Genomic DNA, 19,346 nt, shown 5'->3' with positions numbered 1-19,346 from the left:
GGAGCGCTGCTGCCAGGAGGGGCAAGCCCCGGTCTCCTGGCGCCCGCCTTGTTCAATGCGGACGGCTCCATTCGCCCTTGCTGCTGAACGGCAGCGTGCCCAGGCCGTTTATATCTTGCAGCTGGCCGTTGATTTCATAGTCCAGCGTGCTGTCCGGGTGTTCAAGCAGGCGACCGACCTGTTTCAGCCAGTGGCGGGTGCTGGTGTGCAACTCGACCTTGACCAGGCTTTCGCTCAGCGCCGCGACCTGGATCGCCTGGGGGCTGACCCCGCGTGCCAGTTTCTCGCCGCCGACGGCGACGTCGAATACCAGCCCTTTCGCCGAGAGGGCGTAGTTGTTCGGGTTCTGCAGCCGCAGGGTGAGGGTGAAGGTCTGCTCGAACAGCGTGCTCTTGCCGGGCTCGATGTCGGCGATCGACACCTGCGGCTTTTGCCAGGAGAGGGTCGAGCAGGCGGCCAGCAACAGGCTGAGCAGCAGCAGTTTCAGGGTTTTCATCGTGCTTCCTTGTCTATTCCAGGCTACCCAGCATGTCGCGCGACATCTGGATCCAGGCACGCGCGGCGTGTGAGAGATAGACATCCTTTTGCCAGATCAGTGCCAGGTGCCAGATGATCTCCTTCTCGTCGAGCGGGATGACGTCGAAGGGGCGCCCGTACAACCGGGCCGCGACGCTTTCCGGCAGCAGCGCGATGCCGAGGCGGGCTTCCACCATGGCGGCGATGAAGTCCCAGTGGGCACTGCGTCCGGCGATATGGATGGTTTTGCCCAGGCGACGAAAGCCTTGGCTGACCAGGGTGGAGAGCGAGAAGTCTTCGGGGTAGAACACGATCGGCTCGTCGGCGATGTCGGCGAGCTTGATGTTGCGTTGGCCGTGCCAGCGCGACTGGTCGGGGGCCACCAGGCACAGGCGGTCACGCACGAAGCTGAAGGTATTGAACACCTGGCGATCGACCGGCAGCACCGCTACGCCGATTTCCAGCTGGCCGGAACGGATGTTGCTCTCGATCGAGCGCGCACCGTATTCGACCATCTTCAGTTCGACGTTGGGGTAGTGAGCGCGGAACGAGCTGACCACCGGCGCGAAGAAGGCGCCGCCGACCATCGGTGGCAGGCCGACGATGAGCTCGCCGCGGGTCAGCGCCGAGAGGTCCGACAGCTCGGTTTTCAGGCGGCTCATGGCGGCCAGCACATCTTGTCCGCGCTCGTAGGCGACCTTGCCGGCATCGCTCAGCTGGAAGCTGCGTCCCTCGCGGATGATCAGCGGCACGCCGAGTTCTTCTTCCAGTTGCTTGACCATCTTGCTGATGGTCGGCTGGGTCACGAACAGGGCATCGGCGGCGCGGGTAAAACTCTGCCGGCGCACTACTTCAATGAAATAACGCAGCGCTTTGATGTCCATGTTGGTGCATTCCGTTAGTGAATGGTAATGATAATTTTAATTCATTTCTAGAATGGATTCGGGCTCACTATACTACGAGCTCTCCCTGTGTGTTGTGTGTGTTGTGCAGCAGGAGGGTGTGTGGGGTCGGCGCAGAAGACTGTCGCTGATCTTCCTCCTTGCTGTGAGTCGATACCTGCCAGCGCTGTTGCTCTTCTGGGGCATGCTTCAGCCGGGCACAGCCTGGTAAGGTTAGACTTGAACGAATATTGTTCTGGCCCCATGTTTGGGGACAGGACGGGTGGCATAGCCACCCTGGATCTGTGCATTGCCGCCTTGCGGCAGTGTGGTCAGGTTCCGCAGGGCGCTGCTTTGCGGGCGTTTTATTGTAGTTCCTCCATTACTGAGCGTTTTTAAGGCCGACTATTCGTCGGCCTTTTTTTTGCCCGCCGCTGGCGAAAACAAAAAACCGGAGGACACGCCTCCGGTTGGATTGTCATGCCGGGTGCGGCGATTAGCTGGCTTTCGGGTTGATCAGGATTTCCACGCGGCGGTTCTTGGCGCGGCCTTCGGCCGTGGTGTTGCTGGCGATCGGCTGGTTCTGGCCGTAGCCGACGGGGTTGATACGGCTGCCGGCGACGCCACGAGATTGCAGGAAGCCCGCGACGGACTGGGCTCGGCGCTGCGACAGCGTCTGGTTGTAGGCCACGTTGCCGGTGTTGTCGGTGTGCCCGGCGACGGTGATGGTGGTATCCGGGTACTGGGTCAGCACGTTGGAGACATCGGTCAGCGCCGTGCGTACGGAAGGCTGAAGCTCGGCGCTGTTGACGGCGAAGGTGATGTTGTCCGGCATGGTCAGCTTGATCTGGTCGCCGACGCGGTCGACGCCGACTTGGGTGTTGGCCAGCTTGTCGCGCAGCTGTTTTTCCTGGTAGTCCATGTAGGCGCCCACGCCGGCCCCGACGATGCCGCAGCCCAGCGCCGCGTTGCGTGCGCCCTTGCTGCCGTGGGTGGCGGCACCGGCAATGCCACAGGCGGCGGCGGCGCCGAGGCCGTACATGGCGGTCTTGCTCATCTGGCTTTGGCCCGTCTGCGGGTTGGTGGTGCAGGCGGCGAGGCCGACGCTCAGGGCGACGGCGGCGGTGAGCAGGGTTTTCGAGTGTTTGAACATGAGTGCCTCCACGGAGTAACAGTCGGGAATCGGGACAGGTATGCGCGTGGCGTGACCTGGGGGTGATGGCAGGGTGGGTGCAGCCGCTAGCACGGGACGACCGGTTTGCCGCGGCGCTGCCTGGGGCCAACTTGGGCGGGATTATAGACGCAGGGTTGCCGTGAATCCCGGCGTCTTAACAATTGTTAAACAATCACTTGATTAGCGTAGCCCGGGCGCGAGCCGCGTCTGAGCCCTGGCCCGGACTCAGACCAGGCTCGGCGGACTGTCGAGAACGGAGCGCTCGCCGGTCTGCAGCCGCCACAGCGCAGCGTAGCTGCCGTTTTGCGCCAGCAGACTGTCGTGGGTGCCGGACTCGACGATGGTGCCGTGCTCCATGACGTGGATGCAGTGGGCGTGGCGTACGGTGGACAGGCGGTGGGCGATCACCAGGGTGGTGCGGGTACGCGAGATGACGTCGAGTGAGCGCTGGATGGCGGCCTCGGTTTCGTTGTCCACCGCGCTGGTGGCCTCGTCCAGCACCAGGACTGGCGGATTCTTCAGGATGGCGCGCGCCAAGGCCAGGCGCTGGCGCTGGCCGCCCGACAGTTTCTGGCCGCGCTCGCCGATCTGGGTGTCGTAGCCCTGCGGCAGGCGTTCGATGTAATCGTGTGCTTCCGCCGCCTTGGCGGCGGCCACGATCGCCTCGCGGCTGACCTGGCCCAGGCCGTAGCCGATGTTGTCGGCCACGCTGCCGTCGGTCAGGAACACGTCCTGGCTGACGTAGCCGATGGCGCGGCGCAGGTCGGTCAGGTCGAGCTGCTGGATGTCGTGACCGTCGAGGCGGATCTGTCCGGTCTGGGGCTGGTAGAAGCGCAGCAGCAGTTTCACCAGCGTGCTCTTGCCGGAGCCAGTGGCGCCGACGAAGGCGACGGTCTGGCCGGGCTCGATGGTGAGCGTGACGTCCTGCAGCGTGGGGGCGTCGGCGTAGGCGAAGGATAGTGCGTCGAATTCCAGCCGTCCGGCGACGTGTTCCGCTGCGAGATGACGGCCCTCGTAGGGGATGGTCTGGGGCGTGGCCAGCACCCCCAGCACGCGCTCGATCGAGGCCATCGAGCGCTGGTATAGGTCGGCGATGTCGGCAAGCCCGGTAAGCGGCCACAGCAGGCGCTGGGTCAGGTAGACCAGCACCGAGTAGCTGCCGACACCGATTTCGCCGTGGGTCGCCATCCAGCCGCCGTAGACCAGGGTGGCGACGAAGCCCGCCAGGATGGCCATGCGGATCACCGGGGTGATGGCGGCCGAGAGCTGGATGGCGCGCGCGTTGGTGCGGCGGTAATGCTCGCTGGCGTCGTGAATGTGGGCGGCTTCGAACTCTTCGGCGGTGAAGGCTTTGATGGTAGCGATGCCAAGCAGGTTGTTGTTGAGGCGACCGTTGATGACGCCGGCGGCCTCGCGCACCTCGGCGTAGCGCGGCGCGAGGCGGCGCTGGAACCAGAAGGTGCCGTACAGGATCAGCGGCACCGGCAAGAGCGAGATCAGCGCCAGTTTGGGCGCCAGCAGGAAGAACACCGCGCCGACCATCAGCGAGGAGCAGAACACCTGGATGATACTGTTGGCGCCACCGTTGAGGAAGCGCTCCATCTGGTTGATGTCGTCGTTGAGGATGGCCATCAGCTTGCCGGTGCTCTTGTTCTCGAAGTAGGCGAGTGGCAGCTTCTGCACATGGCGGTAGGCGTCCAGCCGCAGTTCGTGCTGCAGGCTTTGCGCCAGGTTGCGCCACTTGACCTCGTACAGGAACTGGAACAACGATTCGCCGCCCCAGATCAGCACCGTCAGCAAGCCCAGCAGCAGCAACTGCTGCATGGTGTCGGTGATGCCGAAGCGTGCCAGGAACGAAGCTTGCTTGTTGACCACCACGTCGACGGCGACGCCGATCAGCACCTCGGGCAGGATGTCGAAGAACTTGTTGAGCACCGAGTACAGTGCGGCGAGGCGGGCATCCCGCCGGTACTGGCGCGCGTAGTCGAACAGTCGCGAAAGGGCGTTCATGGTATCGTCCGGGGAGCGGTAGACAGCGATTCTACTGCAGTACATAACAGATAGATAATGACCCAGGGAACACAGAAAATGACTGAAACGAGCAATCATCCGACGCAGCGCGAGCTGGTGATGTCGGTACTGATGATGCCCGATATGGCGAACTTCTCCGGCAATGTGCACGGCGGCGTGCTGCTGAAGCTGCTGGACCAGGTGGCCTACGCCTGTGCCAGCCGCTACGCCGGCTGCTACGTGGTGACGCTGTCGGTGGACCAGGTATTGTTCAAGCAGCCGATCCACGTCGGCGAGCTGGTGACGTTCTACGCCAGCGTCAACCACGTCGGCCGTACCTCGATGGAAGTCGGCATCAAGGTGGTGGCCGAAGACATCCAGCAGCGTACGGTGCGTCACACCAACAGTTGTTACTTCACCATGGTGGCGATGGAGCAGGGCAAGCCGGCGGCGGTGCCGGCGCTGTCGCTCGATACCGAGACCCATCGCAAGCGCTTCCGCGACGCGGAGATCCGCAAGCGCATGCGCATGGAGGCCGAGGCGCGCATGAACGAAGCGTTGTCCTGAGCAAGACTGAAAACCAGAGGCCGCTTCGCTGTTAGAATCGGCCTCTTTTTCATGGTGAGTGCGCCGTGTTCGACCTGATTGCCACCGATCCCCGTTTCTACGTCATCGCCAAGCATCCCGGCGTGAGTTTTCATCGTCAGGGCGACGAGGCAGGGCTGATGGAGGCACTGCGCGCGCAATTGGCCGATGACGCCTTGTGGCCGGTGCATCGTCTTGACCGGCTCACCTCGGGGCTGTTGCTGGTGGCGCGCTCGGCCGAGGTGGCGTCAAGGTTGGCCGAAGCCTTCGCCGCGCGCGAGATCGAGAAATACTACCTGGCGCTGTCGGACCGCAAGCCGCAGAAGAAACAGGGACTGGTGCGGGGCGATATGGTCAAGGGTCGCGGCGGTGCTTGGCGTCTGCTGCCGTCTTCGGCCAACCCCGCCATCACCCAGTTCTTCAGCTTCTCGCTGGCGCCGGGGCTGCGGCTGTTCATCCTGCGTCCGCACAGCGGCAAGACGCACCAGCTGCGCGTGGCGCTGAAAAGCCTGTCGGCGCCGATCCTGGGCGACGAACTGTACGGTGGCACGCCGTCCGACCGGGGCTATCTGCACGCCTACTCGCTGGCGTTCCACCTGGATGGCGCACGCTTCCACTTCGTCTGTCCGCCCCGGCACGGTGCGCAGTTCCTCTCCGAGGCGTTGCAGGCCGCTCTGCAACAACAGGAGTGGCAACCCGAGGCGCTGCCCTGGCCGGTTCTCAACTCCCCAGCCTGAGCGGTTGGGCGAAGCGTTCCAGAACGATGTCGTTGCGTTGGCAGTCTTCCTCGAAGGCCGCGCTGGCCAGATAGCGGTATTCCTGCTGTCGTGCCGCACCGATCGGGTCGCTGCAGTCCTCGGCCGGCAGCCCCGGATGGCACATGATCAGGCCGCCGTCTTGGCAGCGCTGCAGCCAGCGCCGCATCAGACCGGGAAAATCCGCCTCCGCCGTCAAGGAGTACAGCCCGCCGAACCAGCCTGGCGTGCTCAGGCCGCGATGCCGGGCCATGCCGGTGAAGCCGGCGCACAGCGCCTTGAGCACCATCCCCTTGCTCGGGCTGTCGCCGCTGTCACCGAGCCGGTCCGGTGCCCGCAGATAGGGTCGAGCCCGGCCGTTCCAGCGCAGCGCCACGGCCTCGAGCAGCGCGTCGCGTACCACCGGCAGGGCATGAACGTGCTGGTGGCCGTCGAGGTAGTCCGGGAGCCGGCCAAAATGCTCGGCGAAGGCGTCGATCTGGCGCAGCAGTGTAGCGCGCAAGGCCGGACGCGACAGCAGACGGAGCTGGCTGTAGAGCAGCCAGTGGCCGAGCGGCCGCGCGCTGTCGTCGAACGGGTGGGTCAGGTTGCAGTGCAGGCCGATGTCGGCATCGGGGGCTCGTTGCGCCAGCTCACCGGCCAGCGCCGGCCACAGCGGCGACAGGCTGAACACGCTGGTGGCGCTCAGGCGGCGGCGTTCCAGGAGCTCGAGAATCCCTGCGCTGATGGCGGGCGACTGCGCGAAATCGTCGGCGCACAGGGTCAGGCGGCGGCTCATGCCGGATGCTTCCCGGCAAAGGCCCACAGCTTGCTCAGCGCGAAGGTGAACACGGCCACCAGCACCAGCACCAGCAGCAGGGCGCTGCGGTAATCCAGCGCGGTGAAGCGCAACAGCACGAAGTACAGGGCCTCATTCAATCCGAAACTCAGGCTGGCCACGCCGAAAAAACGCGGCAGCGACTGGCGGTGTGGGACATGGTGGGCCTGGAAAGTCAGCCGGCGGTGTCCCCAGTAGCTGATCTGGAATGCCAGCAGAAAGGCGGCGACATTGGCCGCCAGCGGCGGCAGGCCCAGCGGCACCAGCCACAGGCTGACGATGACGAAGTGCGCCAGCATGGCGCTGACGCCGACGCAGCCGAATACCAGCAGTTCACGTTTCATGGTGCGGGGCGTGTTCCTTGTCGGCCGGGGAGACGATACGGCTGATCAGGTAATTCGGACGCTGCTTCACTTCGTCGAAAATCCGTCCGACGTATTCGCCGAGGATGCCGATCGAGAGCAACTGGATGCCGCCGAGGAAGGTCACCGCGACCGCCAGCGTCGGCCAGCCGTGCAGCGGGTTGCCGTAGACCAGGGTGCGGAACACCTCGTAGAAGGCGTAGCCGATCGCCACCAGCGAAATGGCGCTGCCGACCAGGGTCCAGATGCGCAGCGGCATGGTGGAGAACGAGGTCAGTCCGGTCAGCCCGAGATCGAGCAGGCGCTTGAAGTTGAAACTGCTCTGGCCCGAACGGCGGGCGTTGGTATGGGTCTCCAGCCCGAGCCGGGTGAAGCCGACCCAGTTGTACAGCCCTTTCATGAAGCGGTCGCGCTCCGGCATGGCGCGCAGGGCGTCGAGGATGTTGCGGTCGAGCACGCGGAAGTCCTGCGTGTTTTCCGGAATCTTCAGTCGAGCCCCGGTATTCAGCAGGGTGTAGAACACGCGGGTGAAGCAGCGCTTCGCCAGGCTCTCGCCTTCGCGGCTGGAGCGTACGCTGTACACCATGTCGTAGCCACGGCGCCAGTGCGCCAGGAATTCCGGCACCAGCTCGGGCGGATGCTGGAAGTCGCCGTCGATCAGCACCGCCACATCCCCCCCGGCCTGGTTGACCCCGGCGGTCAGCGCGATCTCCTTGCCGAAGTTGCGCGACAGCTGTACCAGGGTCACCGGCAGAGGGGCCGTTTCGCTCAGCACTTTTTCCACCGTGGCATCGCGGCTGCCGTCGTCGACCACGATCAGCTCATGGCGATAGCCATGCTCCTTTAGCAGTCCGTGCAGCGTCTGCAACAGCGGCACGATGTTCTCGGCCTCGTTGTAGGCCGGGATGATGCAGCTTACCAATGGATCAGCGGGGCGCTCGGCCGCGTGCAGGCCAAGCAGGTAGGGAGGAACGATCTCTTCCTTCATGTCGGGCTCCGGAGAGGCTCAGTGGCTGGCGCAGCGAGGCGTGGCGGCTGGTGTTCGCGCAGCAGCAGGATAACGTCTTTCAGGTTGCGGAAGCGGCCGATTTCTTCGAAGCCGGCCCGTACTGCCGGCGGCAGCTCCGCGACTTCCTTGGCGTCGACGGCGATGTAGTCGCGCGTCGTATTGTGCAGCAGCGCCTCGAAACGTGCCGAATCGGTACTGCTGCGGGCGCGGCCGGCGGAATAAAACTCCGCCGAAAACTCGCGTCGGCGGTCCCAGTACAGCAACTGGCTGTCCGGGCTCGGCTGTTCGTGCTGCCAGGCTTCGATCAACCGTTTCTGGCTGCGTCCGACCGCCTCGGGCCGCAGTACGAAGGCGGCGGTGGCTGCCAGCGCGATCACGGCGCTGACCAGACCCAGAGCCGGTAGCCAGCGGCCGCGCTGTGGCAGGTCCGCACGTTGCCACAACTCGGCAAACAACAAGGCAAAGCCCGGCAGCATCGGCATCGAATAGGGCCAGATGATGTTGCCGGAGAGGCTGAAGAACAGCAGCGTCATCACGGTCCACAGGGCGGTGTACAGCAACCAGCCGTCCTGGTCGCGACACAGGGCCGGCAGGCGGCGGCGCTGGCGTGCCAGCCAGGGCAGCATCGCCAGCGACCACGGCAGCAGGGCAGCCACGGTATAGGGCCAGATCATGCCGTGCGGGGTGGCGTGGGCGAAGCCGTAGCGGTCGCCTTTCCAGCCCGGATCGAGGAAGCGGGAGACGTGCTCGCCCATGATGAAGTAATTGAGGAAGCCCGGGGTACGGTGTTCCGCCAGCAGGTACCAAGGGGCGGCGATCAGCAGCGTGAGCACGAGACCGCCGAACCAGGGCAGATGCTGCCACAAGGGTTTCCATTGCTTGCGGACGATCACCCACAGCCCGATCGGCATCGCCGCCAGTACGATGGCGACCGGCCCCTTGGCCAAGAGTCCGACCCCCATGCCGACGAAGAACAGATAGCCCCAGCGCCGGCTACGCTGGGCCAGCGCATGCCAGAAGGCGGTCTGGATCAGGGTGACGGAGAACATCAGCGCCGGGTCGGTCATCACCGTGCCGGCCGCGAGGAAGAACAGCAGGCCGCTGGCGAGTACCAGCACGCAGGCCAGAGCGGCATCGCGACCGCTGCGTGCGGCGGCCAGCGAGGCGGTCAGCGCCACGGTCCCGATGGAGAGCAGCAGGGCGGGCAGGCGTGCCGCCAGCTCGTTCACCCCGAACACTCCCATGAACGCGGCAGACAACCAGGTGGAGAGCGGCGGCTTGGCCCAGAACGGGATTTGGTAATCGTGCCACAGCGTTACCCAGTTGCCTGTTTCCAGCATCTTGCGGGCAATCTCGGCGTAACGGGCTTCGGTGGTGTCATTGAGCGGAATCAGGGCCATGGCCGACAGGCGCACCACGATCAGCGCCAGCAGCACATAGAAGGCTTGGCGCTGCCAGCCGGGTCGAGAAGTGGGTTTCATCCTGTATTTCTGGTGTCGTCCGGGTACTGCCTGGGCAGGTCGGCCCGGCAAGATTTGTGTGTTTTGAGAAAGCGCAATTCTACCCGATGTTGGCGTCATTCCCTTAAGGAATCCTGACGATGATACAACGGCCCTGGGGGCCGATAGCGATCTGCGCGGCCGTTTTCCTGCAACGCTTGCCGGAGCAGATGGAGTGGAGTAGTCTCGCCTGGCCATCCGGCAATGCTTTTCAAGGTGCTACTTCCATGAACACGTTGGCTTGCTTGACCCGGGCAGGGGCCAACCGCAATAGCCTGCCCATGAACTGGTACACCCTCGACGTCGTCCTCGCCGACGACTTTCCCCGCGCCTGAGTTTCTCCGCCGCCGCTCGGTGGCATCCGTCTTTTCCCCGTATACCGTTTAAACTGAAGACAGAGGCTGTCGCTCTCGTCGCGCCTGGCGTTGTTGCGCCCGCGGTCGGCCGACAGCCGGGAGACTCTCATGGCACGTCGCATTCCCGAACCGTTCCGCATCAAGATGGTGGAACCGATCAAGCAAACCACCCCCGAACAACGCCATCAAGCACTCGTGCAGGCCGGCTGGAATCCCTTCTTGCTGCGCGCCGAAGACGTCTATATCGACCTCCTGACCGACAGCGGCACCGGTGCGATGAGCGACCGGCAATGGGCCGGGCTGATGATGGGCGACGAAGCCTATGCCGGCAGCCGCAATTTTTACCATTTGGCCGATACGGTCAGGGAGGTGTTCGGCTACGCGCATACCATTCCGACCCACCAGGGGCGAGGGGCCGAGCAGATTTTGTTCCCGGAACTGGTCAAGCGTGTCAAGGGCACGTCGCCGGTGTTCCTGTCCAACTACCACTTCGACACCACCAAGGCGCACGTCGAGATCGCCGGTGCCCGCGCCATCAATGTGCTGACGCCGCAGGCCTTCGATACCGAGACCGCTTACAACTGGAAGGGCGATTTTGACCTGCCAAGGTTGGCCGAAACGATCGCCGAGGTCGGTGCCGACAACGTGGCCGGGCTGATCGTCACCATCACCTGCAACAGCGCCGGCGGCCAGCCGATGTCGATGCACAGCATCCGCGAAGCCAGCAAGCTGGCGCGCGCCCACGGCATCCCGGTGATCATCGACGCGGCGCGCTTCGCCGAGAACGCCTGGTTCATCCAGCAGCGCGACCCGGATTACGCCGGCCATGCCATCGCCGATATCGTGCGTGAGATGTTCAGCCATGGCGACATGTTCACCATGTCGTCGAAGAAGGACGCGCTGGTCAATATCGGCGGCCTGTGCTGCTTCAAGGACGATATCGAGCTGTTCCACGCGGTGCAGGTGCGCTGTGTGCCCATGGAAGGTTTCGTCACCTACGGTGGCCTGGCCGGTCGTGACATGGAGGCCATGGCGCTGGGGCTGAAGGAGGGTATGGACCAGGACTACCTGAGCTACCGGATCGGCCAGGTGGCCTACCTTGGCGAGCGGCTACGCGCGGGCGGCGTGCCGATCCAGACCCCGACCGGCGGACACGCGGTGTTTGTCGACGCGAAAAAGCTGTTGCCGCATATCCCGGCCGAGCAGTTCCCCGCCCACGCGCTGGCGTGCGAGCTGTATCTGGAGGGCGGCATCCGCGGTGTCGAGATCGGCTCGCTGCTGCTCGGGCGCAATCCCCAGACCGGCGGCCAGGAGCCGTCGCCATTCGAGCTGCTGCGTCTGACCATTCCGCGCCGGGTGTATACCAACGACCACATGGACTACATCGCCGACTGCCTGATCGACGTCAAGCGGCGTGCCGCCTCGATCCGCGGCTTGTGCTTCGATTACGAGCCGCCGATTCTACGCCACTTCACTGCACGGCTGCGGCCGGTTTGAGGCTGGAATGAAAACGGGGAGCCAGGCTCTGTGTTTTGAGAGATAGATATTAGGACTGAAAGCTAATAACGACGGGCCTTGCAGCAATGCAAGGCCCTTTTGCTTTTGGGGTTGGGGCTACATGGGGGTTACGATATGAACGTACTGTTGCGTTCCAGCCACTGGCCCCTCGCGCCGGTAGCGCTCCGCGTCGCCATCCCTGCCACAGCCTGCTTGGCTCCTTCTCTGGCTGGCTCCACACTGGAACACAGCGGGCAATAATGACAATGCTATACAATAGCTGCTAGCGGCCACAATCTGCCGGTTGGCAAATCTGGATGCGTGCCATTGGATTGGCTGCTTGACCCTGTAAGCTGCCGTTTGGCCTACGTGAACAACTCGGCCATAGCTGTCTTCCATCCCACCAGCCCTGTATGTCAGTTCAGGGCTACATACCCGTCATCCTCCATGCCGCGAAGCCCAATGTCGGCTTTCTGACATGAGGAATACTTACTTTCGACCCATAGCAGTGGTTCGAAGCACATCCACCAGCAGCCTCTAGTTCGGCCAAAGCGGACGCTCATGCCATTGTGATAGCATGACCACTATCGGCCAGCAATCGACATCGCCAATACATGAATGTCCTAACTGTTTTCTATCGGTCCCTGCTTTCCTTACGCATCCATGCGCAAAAAAGTATACTTTGTTGTGGATTACTCATGTTGAGCAATGCAGCCCTATCTTTATAAGGTTATCAAATGGAATATCAATTCACCAATGACTGGTTTGGCGGTAATGTGTATGAGCGGGGGGTAGAGGTAGATCTGCGGAGTGTGTGGACTGCGCTCTTAAAATCGGGGAGCTACCAATCTATTTTAGAAATTGGGTCCTATGAAGGTAACTCAACCTGTTTCATGATTGAACAGTGTGGGGCAAAAAATTCTGTCAATTTGGTCTGCATTGATACATGGGGAGGAAGTGACGAACATGTTGCCTTCGACCATGACATGGGAGCTGTTGAACGTCGATTTGATCACAATGTTCAGATTGCTTCCAGCAAAGTAGCAAATGACATCCACCTGTCAAAGCTCAAGATGACTTCTTTGATGGGATGTGCCAATCTGATCTCACAAAATCTACATAATGCATTTGACCTAGTTTATGTTGATGGATCACATACTGCGGCTGATGTTCTAACCGATGCAGTCCTTTCATTCCCACTACTCAAAGTGGGTGGGCTAATGGTATTTGACGATTATTTGTGGAATTTCGGTTATGAAATGCATAATACACCGCTAAAAATTCCTAAAATGGCAATTGATGCATTTTCAAATATTTTTTACGACAAAATAAAGATTGTGCACGGACTGCCCTCATACCAATTTTATTTGGTTAAGACATCTGATTAAGCAATTTGAACGGTTTTTTTCCATTCTCAACCTGTGCATGAATGTCTCGCAGATAACTACGATTGGCTAGCAGGAAACAGTGTAAGGGAAATGGCTGGAGTTGGTTCTAAGCGGCGCTCAGAGCTGATGACGAAGAAGACTGCTTTGATTGAGCACAATGTTGTTAGACAATGTGCTTCTAACTTCTTTGGCGCGGCTGCCGACCCTCGCTGCGGAGGGAAGCAGTCATTCCGATCGAGCCTATTTGTTATGGTTTTAATTCTGAATAACCGACGCTGGGGTTTCTTCTATAATTGGTGAAGCGCCGATTTGCTCTTTGCTGGGCGCTTAACAAGTTCACGCTAAGGAATCTGCACCATGTCAGACGCTGCCCCTGTTCAGGGTGACCTGTTCGCCCCTGAGCAACTCGACCTCTTTCAAGAAAGCCCAGCTTCGCTGCCGGGCTTTTTGCCTTCTGCTGACCCTACCGATGTGACTTCATACCAGCCTGCCGCGTTGGTGGGATGCACCGAACCATCGCAGTGATATGATGTTGGGGTTATGAACCGGAGCCAGCTTCTATGACACGACTAACGGTGGTAGCCGCCATGGTTGCCCTGTCCTTCTCCGCTTTTGCATTGGCCGACCCAAGCGATACTGTTCCGAAGCTCTTGACGGTGACGAAAGAAATATCGGTAAAGGGCAAGAAAGTTTCGAAAGAGGTTGTGGTTGGGCTGGTGGCAATGAACGCAGCGCTTACAGCCAACGGAAGCGGCTGCGAGCAGCGAGCCGGTGTGGTGAAGGTTGATGGCGTTCAGTTCAGTCGGAGCGGTGCCACGCTGGAAAGCTTCCGCTTTACCAGTAAGAGGGGCGATCAGTGGTCGATGCCGACCGGTATCGACGGGCTGTCCAATGTTGATCGCAGCCAAGCGAACAGCTTTATCCGGGTTGGTAAGTCGTACTTCATGCGCTTCCAGGTATGCGGCAGTGGCGGCTTTCCCGACTTACTCGATCTCTACGATCTAGCTTTCGTGAATAGCCGTGTCTGAGAATGCCCGTCTAAGGCCTCAGTCTGCACCTTCTACACTGCAATCAGCGCCCAATGCAGCTGAGGGGAGACGGTCAGATTCCGCCCTGACCATTGTACATCTGCACCCTGAGCCGACTATCCCTGGTCCAACCTGACTTTATGACTTCACCCACCCTCTGGCGATGGGCCACGCGAATATCTGGCGGTACAGCTTTTGCGCATAGACCATCAACGTCGCTTCAATCAGTTGGCTGACCAGTCGGCCTTGCAGAATGAAGTGACTGGCCGCTGCTACAGCGAATCCGCCAACAATATCAAATGGGAAGTGCACTCCAAGGTAAACACGGGACCAACCTACTGCCACCGCCGTCAGAGTTAGTGCCCATCCAACCGGACGGGACCACTGGCTCAAGGCCAGCGCCAAAGCAAAGAGGACCGTGGCATGGTCGCTCGGGAATGAGGCTTCGGGTTTGTGCGCGAGGTAGGTGTGCCCCAAACCCACCATGAAGGGTCGTGGATGCATCCACAACAGGGTGATCGTCTGGTTCAACAGTAGTGCCAAGGCAATGATTAAAGCTGCTTTTGCCGCAGCAAGCCTTCCCTCGGGTTTTGCCCAGAGCCACATACCGGCCAAAAGAAACGGCAAGCCATCAATCAGCCACTCGGCAAGGACCGTGGCTAGTACCAGCATTCCCGGCGCAGGATGTGAGCCGGCATTGATCATCAGGAACAGTGAGCGGTTCAATTCTTCCAAGATTAGTCTCTGGATGGTGGGGGCGGGCGAGTAGCTTAGCGACTCCAGCTTAGGCCGGGCTTAATTGAGCACTAGGGACTCTTGCCTGTAGCGCCCCGTGTGAGCCGGGATTGATCCAGTTGGAACTGTCTGAGGGAGCAATATAGCTTGCGGCGCTCGACCTGGGCGCCGCCAGGGGCGGGCCTCCGTGGCGCTCGTTTTCTTGATCACCGGTTCTGCCCATCCTGGGGTACGTCATCCCCCGCGTTTCATGCCCCTGACGCGGGTTTCTTTTTGCGGAAATCGCCCTGTTCACTGCCCGAACCGCTGTAAGTCACAAGGTCTTTTTCAACGGTGTTTCGGATCAGTTCGTGCGCCGCCGCTGCCTGAGTCTGATCTTGCAGGCTGTCCTGGCACACATCGATAGGTGCGCTGGCTTCCGGCTCATAGGGCGGTGGCGGTTCCTTCACAGGCTCGATAATACGGGCAGGCGCTGACGGCAAATTGGCAACCGCTCTACTCGGGTCGTCTTCCATGGCGAGGCGCAAGGCGAAGGCAATCTGTAGCGCCGCGTCGCGCAAGGCGTTCGGGTCGTTCCGATTCAACAAGGTGAGATTGTTGTAAACCGTGGGTGCCGGTGAATCAACGGGCTCCACATACGGGGTTGGCATCAGCCTGCTCAATACTACTTTTACGAAAAGATCAGAATTAGCTTTGGCCCAGCGAGTTAACCAGCGCACTCCCCCCATGGCCATATAAGTTTCCATAATGTCCGACATCATGGATTCCGATATCTCTTTCTTGTTTTTGCTGCCCGGTTTCCGTCCACCACGGTTGAGACTCGGGTCGGCCAGATTGCCGGTTTTAGACAAGCCATGACCGGGCCGGGGCAGCGATTTATCCATTGGTGGGCGTTTTTCGGTGGCCGTGCGCTTGTACGGCTGTACCGTGCCGATCAGCGCGGCCTTTTCCGCTGCCGTGGGTTTTCTAGCCATCGCTCTTGTCCACAGCACAGAAAATGCATTCAATCTCACCATCGTCACGGTATTTGAAACGCACCGTGGCCTCGGGACGGGGAAGATTCTCCCGAAGGCTTTCTGGAATCAGTGTCGCCATCGCCTCCATCAAGGCACGCGCTTCGATGAAAGCTTTCAACAGCGTTGCGTCTTCGCTCTGAAATAAAATGGCCATCATTCACCCCATGGGTTTGGTGGAATGCCCTCGGACCAGATTTCGCTGATACGGCCATTTTCATCGCGCTTGTTGCGCACGATAAAACCGTTGTCGGCGACGACGGCAGCGATCCGGTTGTTCGCGTCGCGCTGAACATAATAGTGTGCTTCCCCTGTTTGCATCGCATAAGCCAGACCCGCTGCGTCACGAATAATTTTAGTTGGCGGAAGCGGGCGCTTGGGTTTGGGCGTATTAGCCGGCAAGTATTCTTCGCCGGGCGTGATGAACTCTTGGGCATGGGCCGGCACTGGCGCAGAAACAGGCACTGGCGGCTTTCTGGCCACTGGCGAAGGGGTTTGCATGTCGCGCAGCAGCGCACGCATGTGCCGCCCCTGTGGGGCGGCTGGCGGTGGGTCCGGGGTGGCCGGCACCTCGCCGGCCAGCACTTGTGCAACCGCTCGACCGATGGCGCTGATCAGATCGTGATCTTCCGGCTTTCGCCGTCGCAAGATGCTCATGACGAAGCCGCCGAGATCGTTGCGTGCAGGCTGGGGTGAAACTGGCCGGTGCTGGTGGTGACGCTGGACACAGCATGCACCGTCACGGCGCTGGTGCCAGCGGTGGACACGTTACGCACGATCACGATATCACCCACCACCATGCCAACGCAGTTGGTTGAATATGAGCCGTATGCCGTTCCACTAAAGTAGTTCACACCCTCCACTGTGGCGTGCGGGTCGGACGAGCTATAAACCCATAAGGCATTTCCTTGCGAAGTCGAAGCAAACCCGAGATCGGCGATTTTGCGAAGTCCTGAAGAAACATAAGCCATTTTGAATCCCTCCTTTTCACCCGCCGTCGCGGCGAGAAACCAACTCCCGATAACGAGCCTGCAATCTCTCGTTTTGAATGTAGGCTTTTCGGTTTGTTCGCATGTAATTCTCGATGTCGCTGATTTCCTTGGCCAGTGCGGCACCGCTCGGCAATTGGCCACCGATGGCTTGGTCATATAGGAAAAGAATTGTCGTCGGGTCCGACATGGCCAGCACGCCGTTTTCCAGAATGGTCGTGTTTAACCGCTCGCGATCATTTACTGGCAGGCTGCGAAAGAACTCGCTGACGATGGACATATTGAGCTTGAATGCCGCCCCCCAATGCTGGCGTAACGCATTCTGGCCATTCACCACGTCCTGTTCATTCTTAGCGACGAATTTCGCCCACTGCGCGTCCGACATTTGATCCGTGCTGTGGACTTGTCCCCGGTTTTGGCTTTGCCGTTGCTGCCCTTGCTGTGGCTGGGATATCCACCACAGCGCAGCCTGTACGAATTTCAGCGGCGCACCGGCTCGAAACATATGGTTCAAGAACGACACGGTGGCGTCACGATCTTGTGGCGGGATTTTGAAACCGTGCAAATTGTAGTTGTGCCGAACTTCGGTTGGTGCGGGGGGCAAAAAGGCGTTTGCTAACAGCCATTCCACAGCAGCCTCGGCCATCCAACTATCGAAACCAAAAGACGCCATGTCTTTGGAAAAAACTTTACCCACCTCAACCAGACCCTGCCGCGCTTGCTGCATCGTGGTGCCGGGTGGAAGATCGGCCCCGAAGATTTCGACGCCGCCACCGCTGGAATAAGACTGATGGTCGGTGATGAAATCCGGCGCGGGAATCAGCCAGCCGTCGTTCGAGGGTGATAGCGGGGTATCCGGCTGGTAGGGCTGAAGGTCGCCGCCATCGTTGGGCACAAGGTCAAATTCGCTCACAATAAGTTTCTCCGCGTCGGCTTGAAGGGCGATTCGGGTTTGGGCTGGGGCAATAGCGCAAAGCGGATTTCACCCGCTTCGGCGTGGTAGGCAACGCCGCGCTTGGAAAGGATGTGGGCCGTTTCAGCAGTCTGTAATTCGGCCATCAGATAATCGCGATAAGCCTTGGTAATTCTGGACTTACCCGCCACCAGCGCCATCAACGCATCAATATCACCCGCCCATACGCATTGAGAATCGACGGCGGTTTCGCGTATCGTGTCGAGCGCTGACCAATACGAGACGGCTTTCATGGCTTTCATGGTTCGTGCTCGCTTTCGGCGCGTTCCACCAAGGCCCGCATTGCGTTCCAGGGTCTTTGACAAGCCCTGTGCAAATATCTTGAAGGACTTACCGGTTCACGGCGAATGTCTAGCTCTTGGATAAGGTCTAGCCCGGCCCGACCGCCTTCATCAATTTGGCAGAAAGAGCACTGGTTGCACGACAGCGGATAGCGCGAGAGCCGGCGTTTAGCGATTTCGGGGTCGATGGGATGCGCGAGGCACACAAGGCGGAAAGTTTTGTCACTGGCACGCCACAAGCCGGTTTCATACCGGCCTTCAAGAACGCGCTGGGTAGATTCACGGCGAAGGAAATTATCCAGTTGATCAGCGGAAGGAGCTTTATCACCCATGCTGTACCTGATAAATACGATCAGGCTCGCTAGGTCACCCCGCCAAGCAATGAACTGCCGGGCGACGGCTTGTGTGTGAGCAAGGGCGAGCAATTGGGTTTCCGGGTCCATGGCTGATTACCTCAGCGTCGCGTGCTCGACGAGAAAGGCGAGTGCTTCTTCCCGGCTTGGAAAACCCTTGCCCAAGATAATGCCGTCGCTGCATCGCCGCACCGCGTACAGGTCGTCACATCCCAAATGAATAATTTCGTGATTGGGCGGCAATCCCTCTTGCGTCACCACCAGAGGCGCGAGCGCGTGGTATTCGAGCAGTTCGAGCTGGCAATAGCCGCGTCCCGCTGATAACACGACCAAACGGGCATAGAAGTCCCGACTCTCGGAAATCACGATGATTTCGTCGAAAGCCGTGAATAAATCGGCCACGATGCTCCAATAGTCGCTATCGGTCAGCCGTTCGCGTGTCGTGCCGCGCGGGGCGATGGCGCGAAAGGTCTGGTTTGCGTATTCGCGCAATTTCAGGTTGCCACGTGGCAAGGCGGCGGTTTTGACGCGGGTTTCGGCGGGGGCGAGGGCATTGTCGGCCATTTCATGAATCTCCATGTTCCATCAGGTGCATGGAAATAAGACCGTGTCCGTTCTTAGGATTATCTCCGCGCCAGTTCCGGCGTCCCTTTATTCATCATCGATTATCGCGTCGATTACCTTCTTTACCGTCTTTCGCTCCGGCACCGCCAGCAGGCCGAAGCGTGCCGGAGTTAATTCCTGGATTACTTTTCGCACCTCGCGGACACGGTGGCAGGGCTTGACGTCGAACAGCGATGCCAGCGCTGCCGCCTTGGCGATGGCGGTTTGCATCGGGGCGGCCTGATTGACGTTCCGGGTCGCCGCACCAGCGGAGCGGCCAGCCTTGGCGGCAAGGGCCGTCTGCGCCACCGCGTCGAGCTGATGGATATGGGCAATTTCGGCAGGCGTCAGCCGCTCGCCGGCCAACAGCTTGCGGTCGGTGTCGGCAGTGCTGAGTGCGGTCGTCTGCATGCTTCATCCTCCTAGTTGTTCCGCTGTGCAGAATTGCCTCTTTTGCAGCCCCAAGTGTTACCCCGCAGCGTAACCCCACAGCGGAACACCACCCGCAAAGCCAAGCAGGGC

The 19,346-nt window shown here is 60.5% G+C and carries 23 protein-coding genes; 5 read left to right on the top strand and 18 right to left on the bottom strand.

The window, feature by feature from the left end:
- Positions 1 to 52: 52 nt before the first annotated feature.
- From AC3WG5_RS09770 to AC3WG5_RS09755, 4 genes are all read right to left on the bottom strand, one after another.
- Positions 53 to 496: an LEA/WHy family protein gene (locus tag AC3WG5_RS09770; protein WP_482583049.1), complete on the bottom strand. Its 444-nt coding sequence runs from the start codon at positions 494 to 496 to the stop codon at positions 53 to 55.
- A gap of 13 nt (positions 497 to 509) precedes the next feature.
- Positions 510 to 1,400: a LysR family transcriptional regulator gene (locus tag AC3WG5_RS09765; protein ID WP_492568541.1), complete on the bottom strand. Its 891-nt coding sequence runs from the start codon at positions 1,398 to 1,400 to the stop codon at positions 510 to 512.
- Positions 1,401 to 1,893: 493 nt separating this feature from the next.
- Positions 1,894 to 2,550: a YiaD family glycine zipper/OmpA-like lipoprotein gene (locus tag AC3WG5_RS09760; protein WP_008953127.1), complete on the bottom strand. Its 657-nt coding sequence runs from the start codon at positions 2,548 to 2,550 to the stop codon at positions 1,894 to 1,896.
- A 246-nt stretch (positions 2,551 to 2,796) separates the two neighbouring features.
- On the bottom strand, positions 2,797 to 4,581 hold the full coding sequence (locus AC3WG5_RS09755; protein ID WP_008953126.1) for an ABC transporter ATP-binding protein: 1,785 nt from the start codon (positions 4,579 to 4,581) through the stop codon (positions 2,797 to 2,799).
- Positions 4,582 to 4,659: 78 nt separating this feature from the next.
- Between AC3WG5_RS09755 and AC3WG5_RS09750 the strand changes: the two genes are divergently transcribed.
- Positions 4,660 to 5,148 carry an acyl-CoA thioesterase gene (locus AC3WG5_RS09750; RefSeq protein ID WP_008953125.1) on the top strand — a complete coding sequence of 163 codons (489 nt, stop codon included), beginning with the start codon at positions 4,660 to 4,662 and terminating at the stop codon, positions 5,146 to 5,148.
- 65 nt (positions 5,149 to 5,213) lie between these two features.
- The gene (locus tag AC3WG5_RS09745; protein ID WP_492568540.1) at positions 5,214 to 5,903 is read left to right on the top strand and encodes a TIGR01621 family pseudouridine synthase; all 690 of its coding nucleotides are present in this window, start codon (positions 5,214 to 5,216) and stop codon (positions 5,901 to 5,903) included.
- Here the strand turns inward: AC3WG5_RS09745 and AC3WG5_RS09740 are convergent.
- Genes AC3WG5_RS09740 through AC3WG5_RS09725 form a run of 4 tightly spaced genes read right to left on the bottom strand, consistent with a single transcriptional unit; the run spans position 5,887 to position 9,590 of the window.
- A complete protein-coding gene (locus AC3WG5_RS09740) occupies positions 5,887 to 6,699 on the bottom strand; it encodes a ChbG/HpnK family deacetylase (RefSeq protein ID WP_492568539.1) in 813 nt (270 codons plus the stop codon). The two genes, AC3WG5_RS09745 and AC3WG5_RS09740, sit on opposite strands and share 17 nt — an antisense overlap.
- Positions 6,696 to 7,082: a GtrA family protein gene (locus AC3WG5_RS09735; protein ID WP_008953122.1), complete on the bottom strand. Its 387-nt coding sequence runs from the start codon at positions 7,080 to 7,082 to the stop codon at positions 6,696 to 6,698. Before AC3WG5_RS09735 ends, AC3WG5_RS09740 begins: the two co-directional genes overlap by 4 nt.
- Positions 7,072 to 8,088, bottom strand: coding sequence for a glycosyltransferase family 2 protein (locus AC3WG5_RS09730; RefSeq protein ID WP_008953121.1), 1,017 nt, complete (start codon positions 8,086 to 8,088; stop codon positions 7,072 to 7,074). The genes AC3WG5_RS09735 and AC3WG5_RS09730 overlap by 11 nt, the downstream gene beginning before the upstream one ends.
- Complete coding sequence (locus AC3WG5_RS09725; RefSeq protein WP_492568538.1) at positions 8,085 to 9,590, bottom strand: ArnT family glycosyltransferase; 1,506 nt, start codon at positions 9,588 to 9,590, stop codon at positions 8,085 to 8,087. Before AC3WG5_RS09725 ends, AC3WG5_RS09730 begins: the two co-directional genes overlap by 4 nt.
- 482 nt (positions 9,591 to 10,072) lie before the next feature.
- Here AC3WG5_RS09725 and AC3WG5_RS09720 point away from each other — a divergent pair, with 482 nt between their 5' ends.
- The 3 genes from AC3WG5_RS09720 (at position 10,073) to AC3WG5_RS09710 (ending at position 13,877) form a co-directional block, all read left to right on the top strand.
- Positions 10,073 to 11,461: a tryptophanase gene (locus AC3WG5_RS09720; RefSeq protein ID WP_492568537.1), complete on the top strand. Its 1,389-nt coding sequence runs from the start codon at positions 10,073 to 10,075 to the stop codon at positions 11,459 to 11,461.
- Positions 11,462 to 12,198: 737 nt separating this feature from the next.
- Positions 12,199 to 12,849, top strand: a complete 651-nt coding sequence (locus tag AC3WG5_RS09715) for a class I SAM-dependent methyltransferase (RefSeq protein WP_008955111.1) — start codon at positions 12,199 to 12,201, stop codon at positions 12,847 to 12,849.
- A 587-nt stretch (positions 12,850 to 13,436) separates the two neighbouring features.
- Positions 13,437 to 13,877 (top strand): hypothetical protein, encoded by a 441-nt coding sequence (locus AC3WG5_RS09710; RefSeq protein WP_492568536.1) that lies wholly within the window; start codon positions 13,437 to 13,439, stop codon positions 13,875 to 13,877.
- 138 nt (positions 13,878 to 14,015) lie between these two features.
- Here the strand turns inward: AC3WG5_RS09710 and AC3WG5_RS09705 are convergent, their stop codons facing one another.
- The 10 genes from AC3WG5_RS09705 to AC3WG5_RS09660 form a co-directional block, all read right to left on the bottom strand.
- The gene (locus AC3WG5_RS09705) at positions 14,016 to 14,612 is read right to left on the bottom strand and encodes a phosphatase PAP2 family protein (protein ID WP_492568535.1); all 597 of its coding nucleotides are present in this window, start codon (positions 14,610 to 14,612) and stop codon (positions 14,016 to 14,018) included.
- Between the two features lie 248 nt (positions 14,613 to 14,860).
- The gene (locus AC3WG5_RS09700) at positions 14,861 to 15,586 is read right to left on the bottom strand and encodes a hypothetical protein (protein WP_492568534.1); all 726 of its coding nucleotides are present in this window, start codon (positions 15,584 to 15,586) and stop codon (positions 14,861 to 14,863) included.
- A complete protein-coding gene (locus tag AC3WG5_RS09695; protein WP_492568533.1) occupies positions 15,579 to 15,785 on the bottom strand; it encodes a hypothetical protein in 207 nt (68 codons plus the stop codon). The genes AC3WG5_RS09700 and AC3WG5_RS09695 overlap by 8 nt, the downstream gene beginning before the upstream one ends.
- Positions 15,782 to 16,282 (bottom strand): hypothetical protein, encoded by a 501-nt coding sequence (locus AC3WG5_RS09690; protein WP_492568532.1) that lies wholly within the window; start codon positions 16,280 to 16,282, stop codon positions 15,782 to 15,784. Before AC3WG5_RS09690 ends, AC3WG5_RS09695 begins: the two co-directional genes overlap by 4 nt.
- Positions 16,279 to 16,596 carry a hypothetical protein gene (locus AC3WG5_RS09685; RefSeq protein WP_492568531.1) on the bottom strand — a complete coding sequence of 106 codons (318 nt, stop codon included), beginning with the start codon at positions 16,594 to 16,596 and terminating at the stop codon, positions 16,279 to 16,281. The genes AC3WG5_RS09690 and AC3WG5_RS09685 overlap by 4 nt, the downstream gene beginning before the upstream one ends.
- A 16-nt stretch (positions 16,597 to 16,612) precedes the next feature.
- Entirely contained in the window at positions 16,613 to 17,527 is a 915-nt protein-coding gene (locus tag AC3WG5_RS09680; protein WP_492568530.1) for a hypothetical protein, read from the bottom strand.
- A complete protein-coding gene (locus tag AC3WG5_RS09675) occupies positions 17,524 to 17,829 on the bottom strand; it encodes a hypothetical protein (RefSeq protein WP_492568529.1) in 306 nt (101 codons plus the stop codon). Before AC3WG5_RS09675 ends, AC3WG5_RS09680 begins: the two co-directional genes overlap by 4 nt.
- Positions 17,826 to 18,311 carry a hypothetical protein gene (locus tag AC3WG5_RS09670; RefSeq protein ID WP_492568528.1) on the bottom strand — a complete coding sequence of 162 codons (486 nt, stop codon included), beginning with the start codon at positions 18,309 to 18,311 and terminating at the stop codon, positions 17,826 to 17,828. Before AC3WG5_RS09670 ends, AC3WG5_RS09675 begins: the two co-directional genes overlap by 4 nt.
- 6 nt (positions 18,312 to 18,317) lie before the next feature.
- The gene (locus AC3WG5_RS09665) at positions 18,318 to 18,785 is read right to left on the bottom strand and encodes a hypothetical protein (protein ID WP_492568527.1); all 468 of its coding nucleotides are present in this window, start codon (positions 18,783 to 18,785) and stop codon (positions 18,318 to 18,320) included.
- A gap of 87 nt (positions 18,786 to 18,872) precedes the next feature.
- Positions 18,873 to 19,235, bottom strand: coding sequence for a hypothetical protein (locus tag AC3WG5_RS09660; protein ID WP_492568526.1), 363 nt, complete (start codon positions 19,233 to 19,235; stop codon positions 18,873 to 18,875).
- Between the last annotated feature and the right edge of the window lie 111 nt (positions 19,236 to 19,346).

The organism is Pseudogulbenkiania sp. FW507-F1 (genome assembly GCF_058781125.1).
This window is presented reverse-complemented; position numbering and strand designations above follow the sequence as displayed.

Excerpts from the sequence above, each read along its gene's own strand:
- AC3WG5_RS09755 (WP_008953126.1), bottom strand. The coding sequence starts at position 4,581 with ATGAACGCCCTTTCGCGACTGTTCGACTACGCGCGCCAGTACCGGCGG.
- AC3WG5_RS09685 (WP_492568531.1), bottom strand. The coding sequence starts at position 16,596 with ATGGCTTATGTTTCTTCAGGACTTCGCAAAATCGCCGATCTCGGGTTT.
- AC3WG5_RS09665 (WP_492568527.1), bottom strand. The coding sequence starts at position 18,785 with ATGGCCGACAATGCCCTCGCCCCCGCCGAAACCCGCGTCAAAACCGCC.
- AC3WG5_RS09700 (WP_492568534.1), bottom strand. The coding sequence starts at position 15,586 with ATGGCTAGAAAACCCACGGCAGCGGAAAAGGCCGCGCTGATCGGCACG.
- AC3WG5_RS09740 (WP_492568539.1), bottom strand. The coding sequence starts at position 6,699 with ATGAGCCGCCGCCTGACCCTGTGCGCCGACGATTTCGCGCAGTCGCCC.
- AC3WG5_RS09750 (WP_008953125.1), top strand. The coding sequence starts at position 4,660 with ATGACTGAAACGAGCAATCATCCGACGCAGCGCGAGCTGGTGATGTCG.
- AC3WG5_RS09770 (WP_482583049.1), bottom strand. The coding sequence starts at position 496 with ATGAAAACCCTGAAACTGCTGCTGCTCAGCCTGTTGCTGGCCGCCTGC.
- AC3WG5_RS09725 (WP_492568538.1), bottom strand. The coding sequence starts at position 9,590 with ATGAAACCCACTTCTCGACCCGGCTGGCAGCGCCAAGCCTTCTATGTG.
- AC3WG5_RS09715 (WP_008955111.1), top strand. The coding sequence starts at position 12,199 with ATGGAATATCAATTCACCAATGACTGGTTTGGCGGTAATGTGTATGAG.
- AC3WG5_RS09660 (WP_492568526.1), bottom strand. The coding sequence starts at position 19,235 with ATGCAGACGACCGCACTCAGCACTGCCGACACCGACCGCAAGCTGTTG.
- AC3WG5_RS09760 (WP_008953127.1), bottom strand. The coding sequence starts at position 2,550 with ATGTTCAAACACTCGAAAACCCTGCTCACCGCCGCCGTCGCCCTGAGC.
- AC3WG5_RS09720 (WP_492568537.1), top strand. The coding sequence starts at position 10,073 with ATGGCACGTCGCATTCCCGAACCGTTCCGCATCAAGATGGTGGAACCG.
- AC3WG5_RS09670 (WP_492568528.1), bottom strand. The coding sequence starts at position 18,311 with ATGGACCCGGAAACCCAATTGCTCGCCCTTGCTCACACACAAGCCGTC.
- AC3WG5_RS09730 (WP_008953121.1), bottom strand. The coding sequence starts at position 8,088 with ATGAAGGAAGAGATCGTTCCTCCCTACCTGCTTGGCCTGCACGCGGCC.
- AC3WG5_RS09710 (WP_492568536.1), top strand. The coding sequence starts at position 13,437 with ATGGTTGCCCTGTCCTTCTCCGCTTTTGCATTGGCCGACCCAAGCGAT.
- AC3WG5_RS09765 (WP_492568541.1), bottom strand. The coding sequence starts at position 1,400 with ATGGACATCAAAGCGCTGCGTTATTTCATTGAAGTAGTGCGCCGGCAG.
- AC3WG5_RS09695 (WP_492568533.1), bottom strand. The coding sequence starts at position 15,785 with ATGATGGCCATTTTATTTCAGAGCGAAGACGCAACGCTGTTGAAAGCT.
- AC3WG5_RS09675 (WP_492568529.1), bottom strand. The coding sequence starts at position 17,829 with ATGAAAGCCATGAAAGCCGTCTCGTATTGGTCAGCGCTCGACACGATA.
- AC3WG5_RS09735 (WP_008953122.1), bottom strand. The coding sequence starts at position 7,082 with ATGAAACGTGAACTGCTGGTATTCGGCTGCGTCGGCGTCAGCGCCATG.
- AC3WG5_RS09690 (WP_492568532.1), bottom strand. The coding sequence starts at position 16,282 with ATGAGCATCTTGCGACGGCGAAAGCCGGAAGATCACGATCTGATCAGC.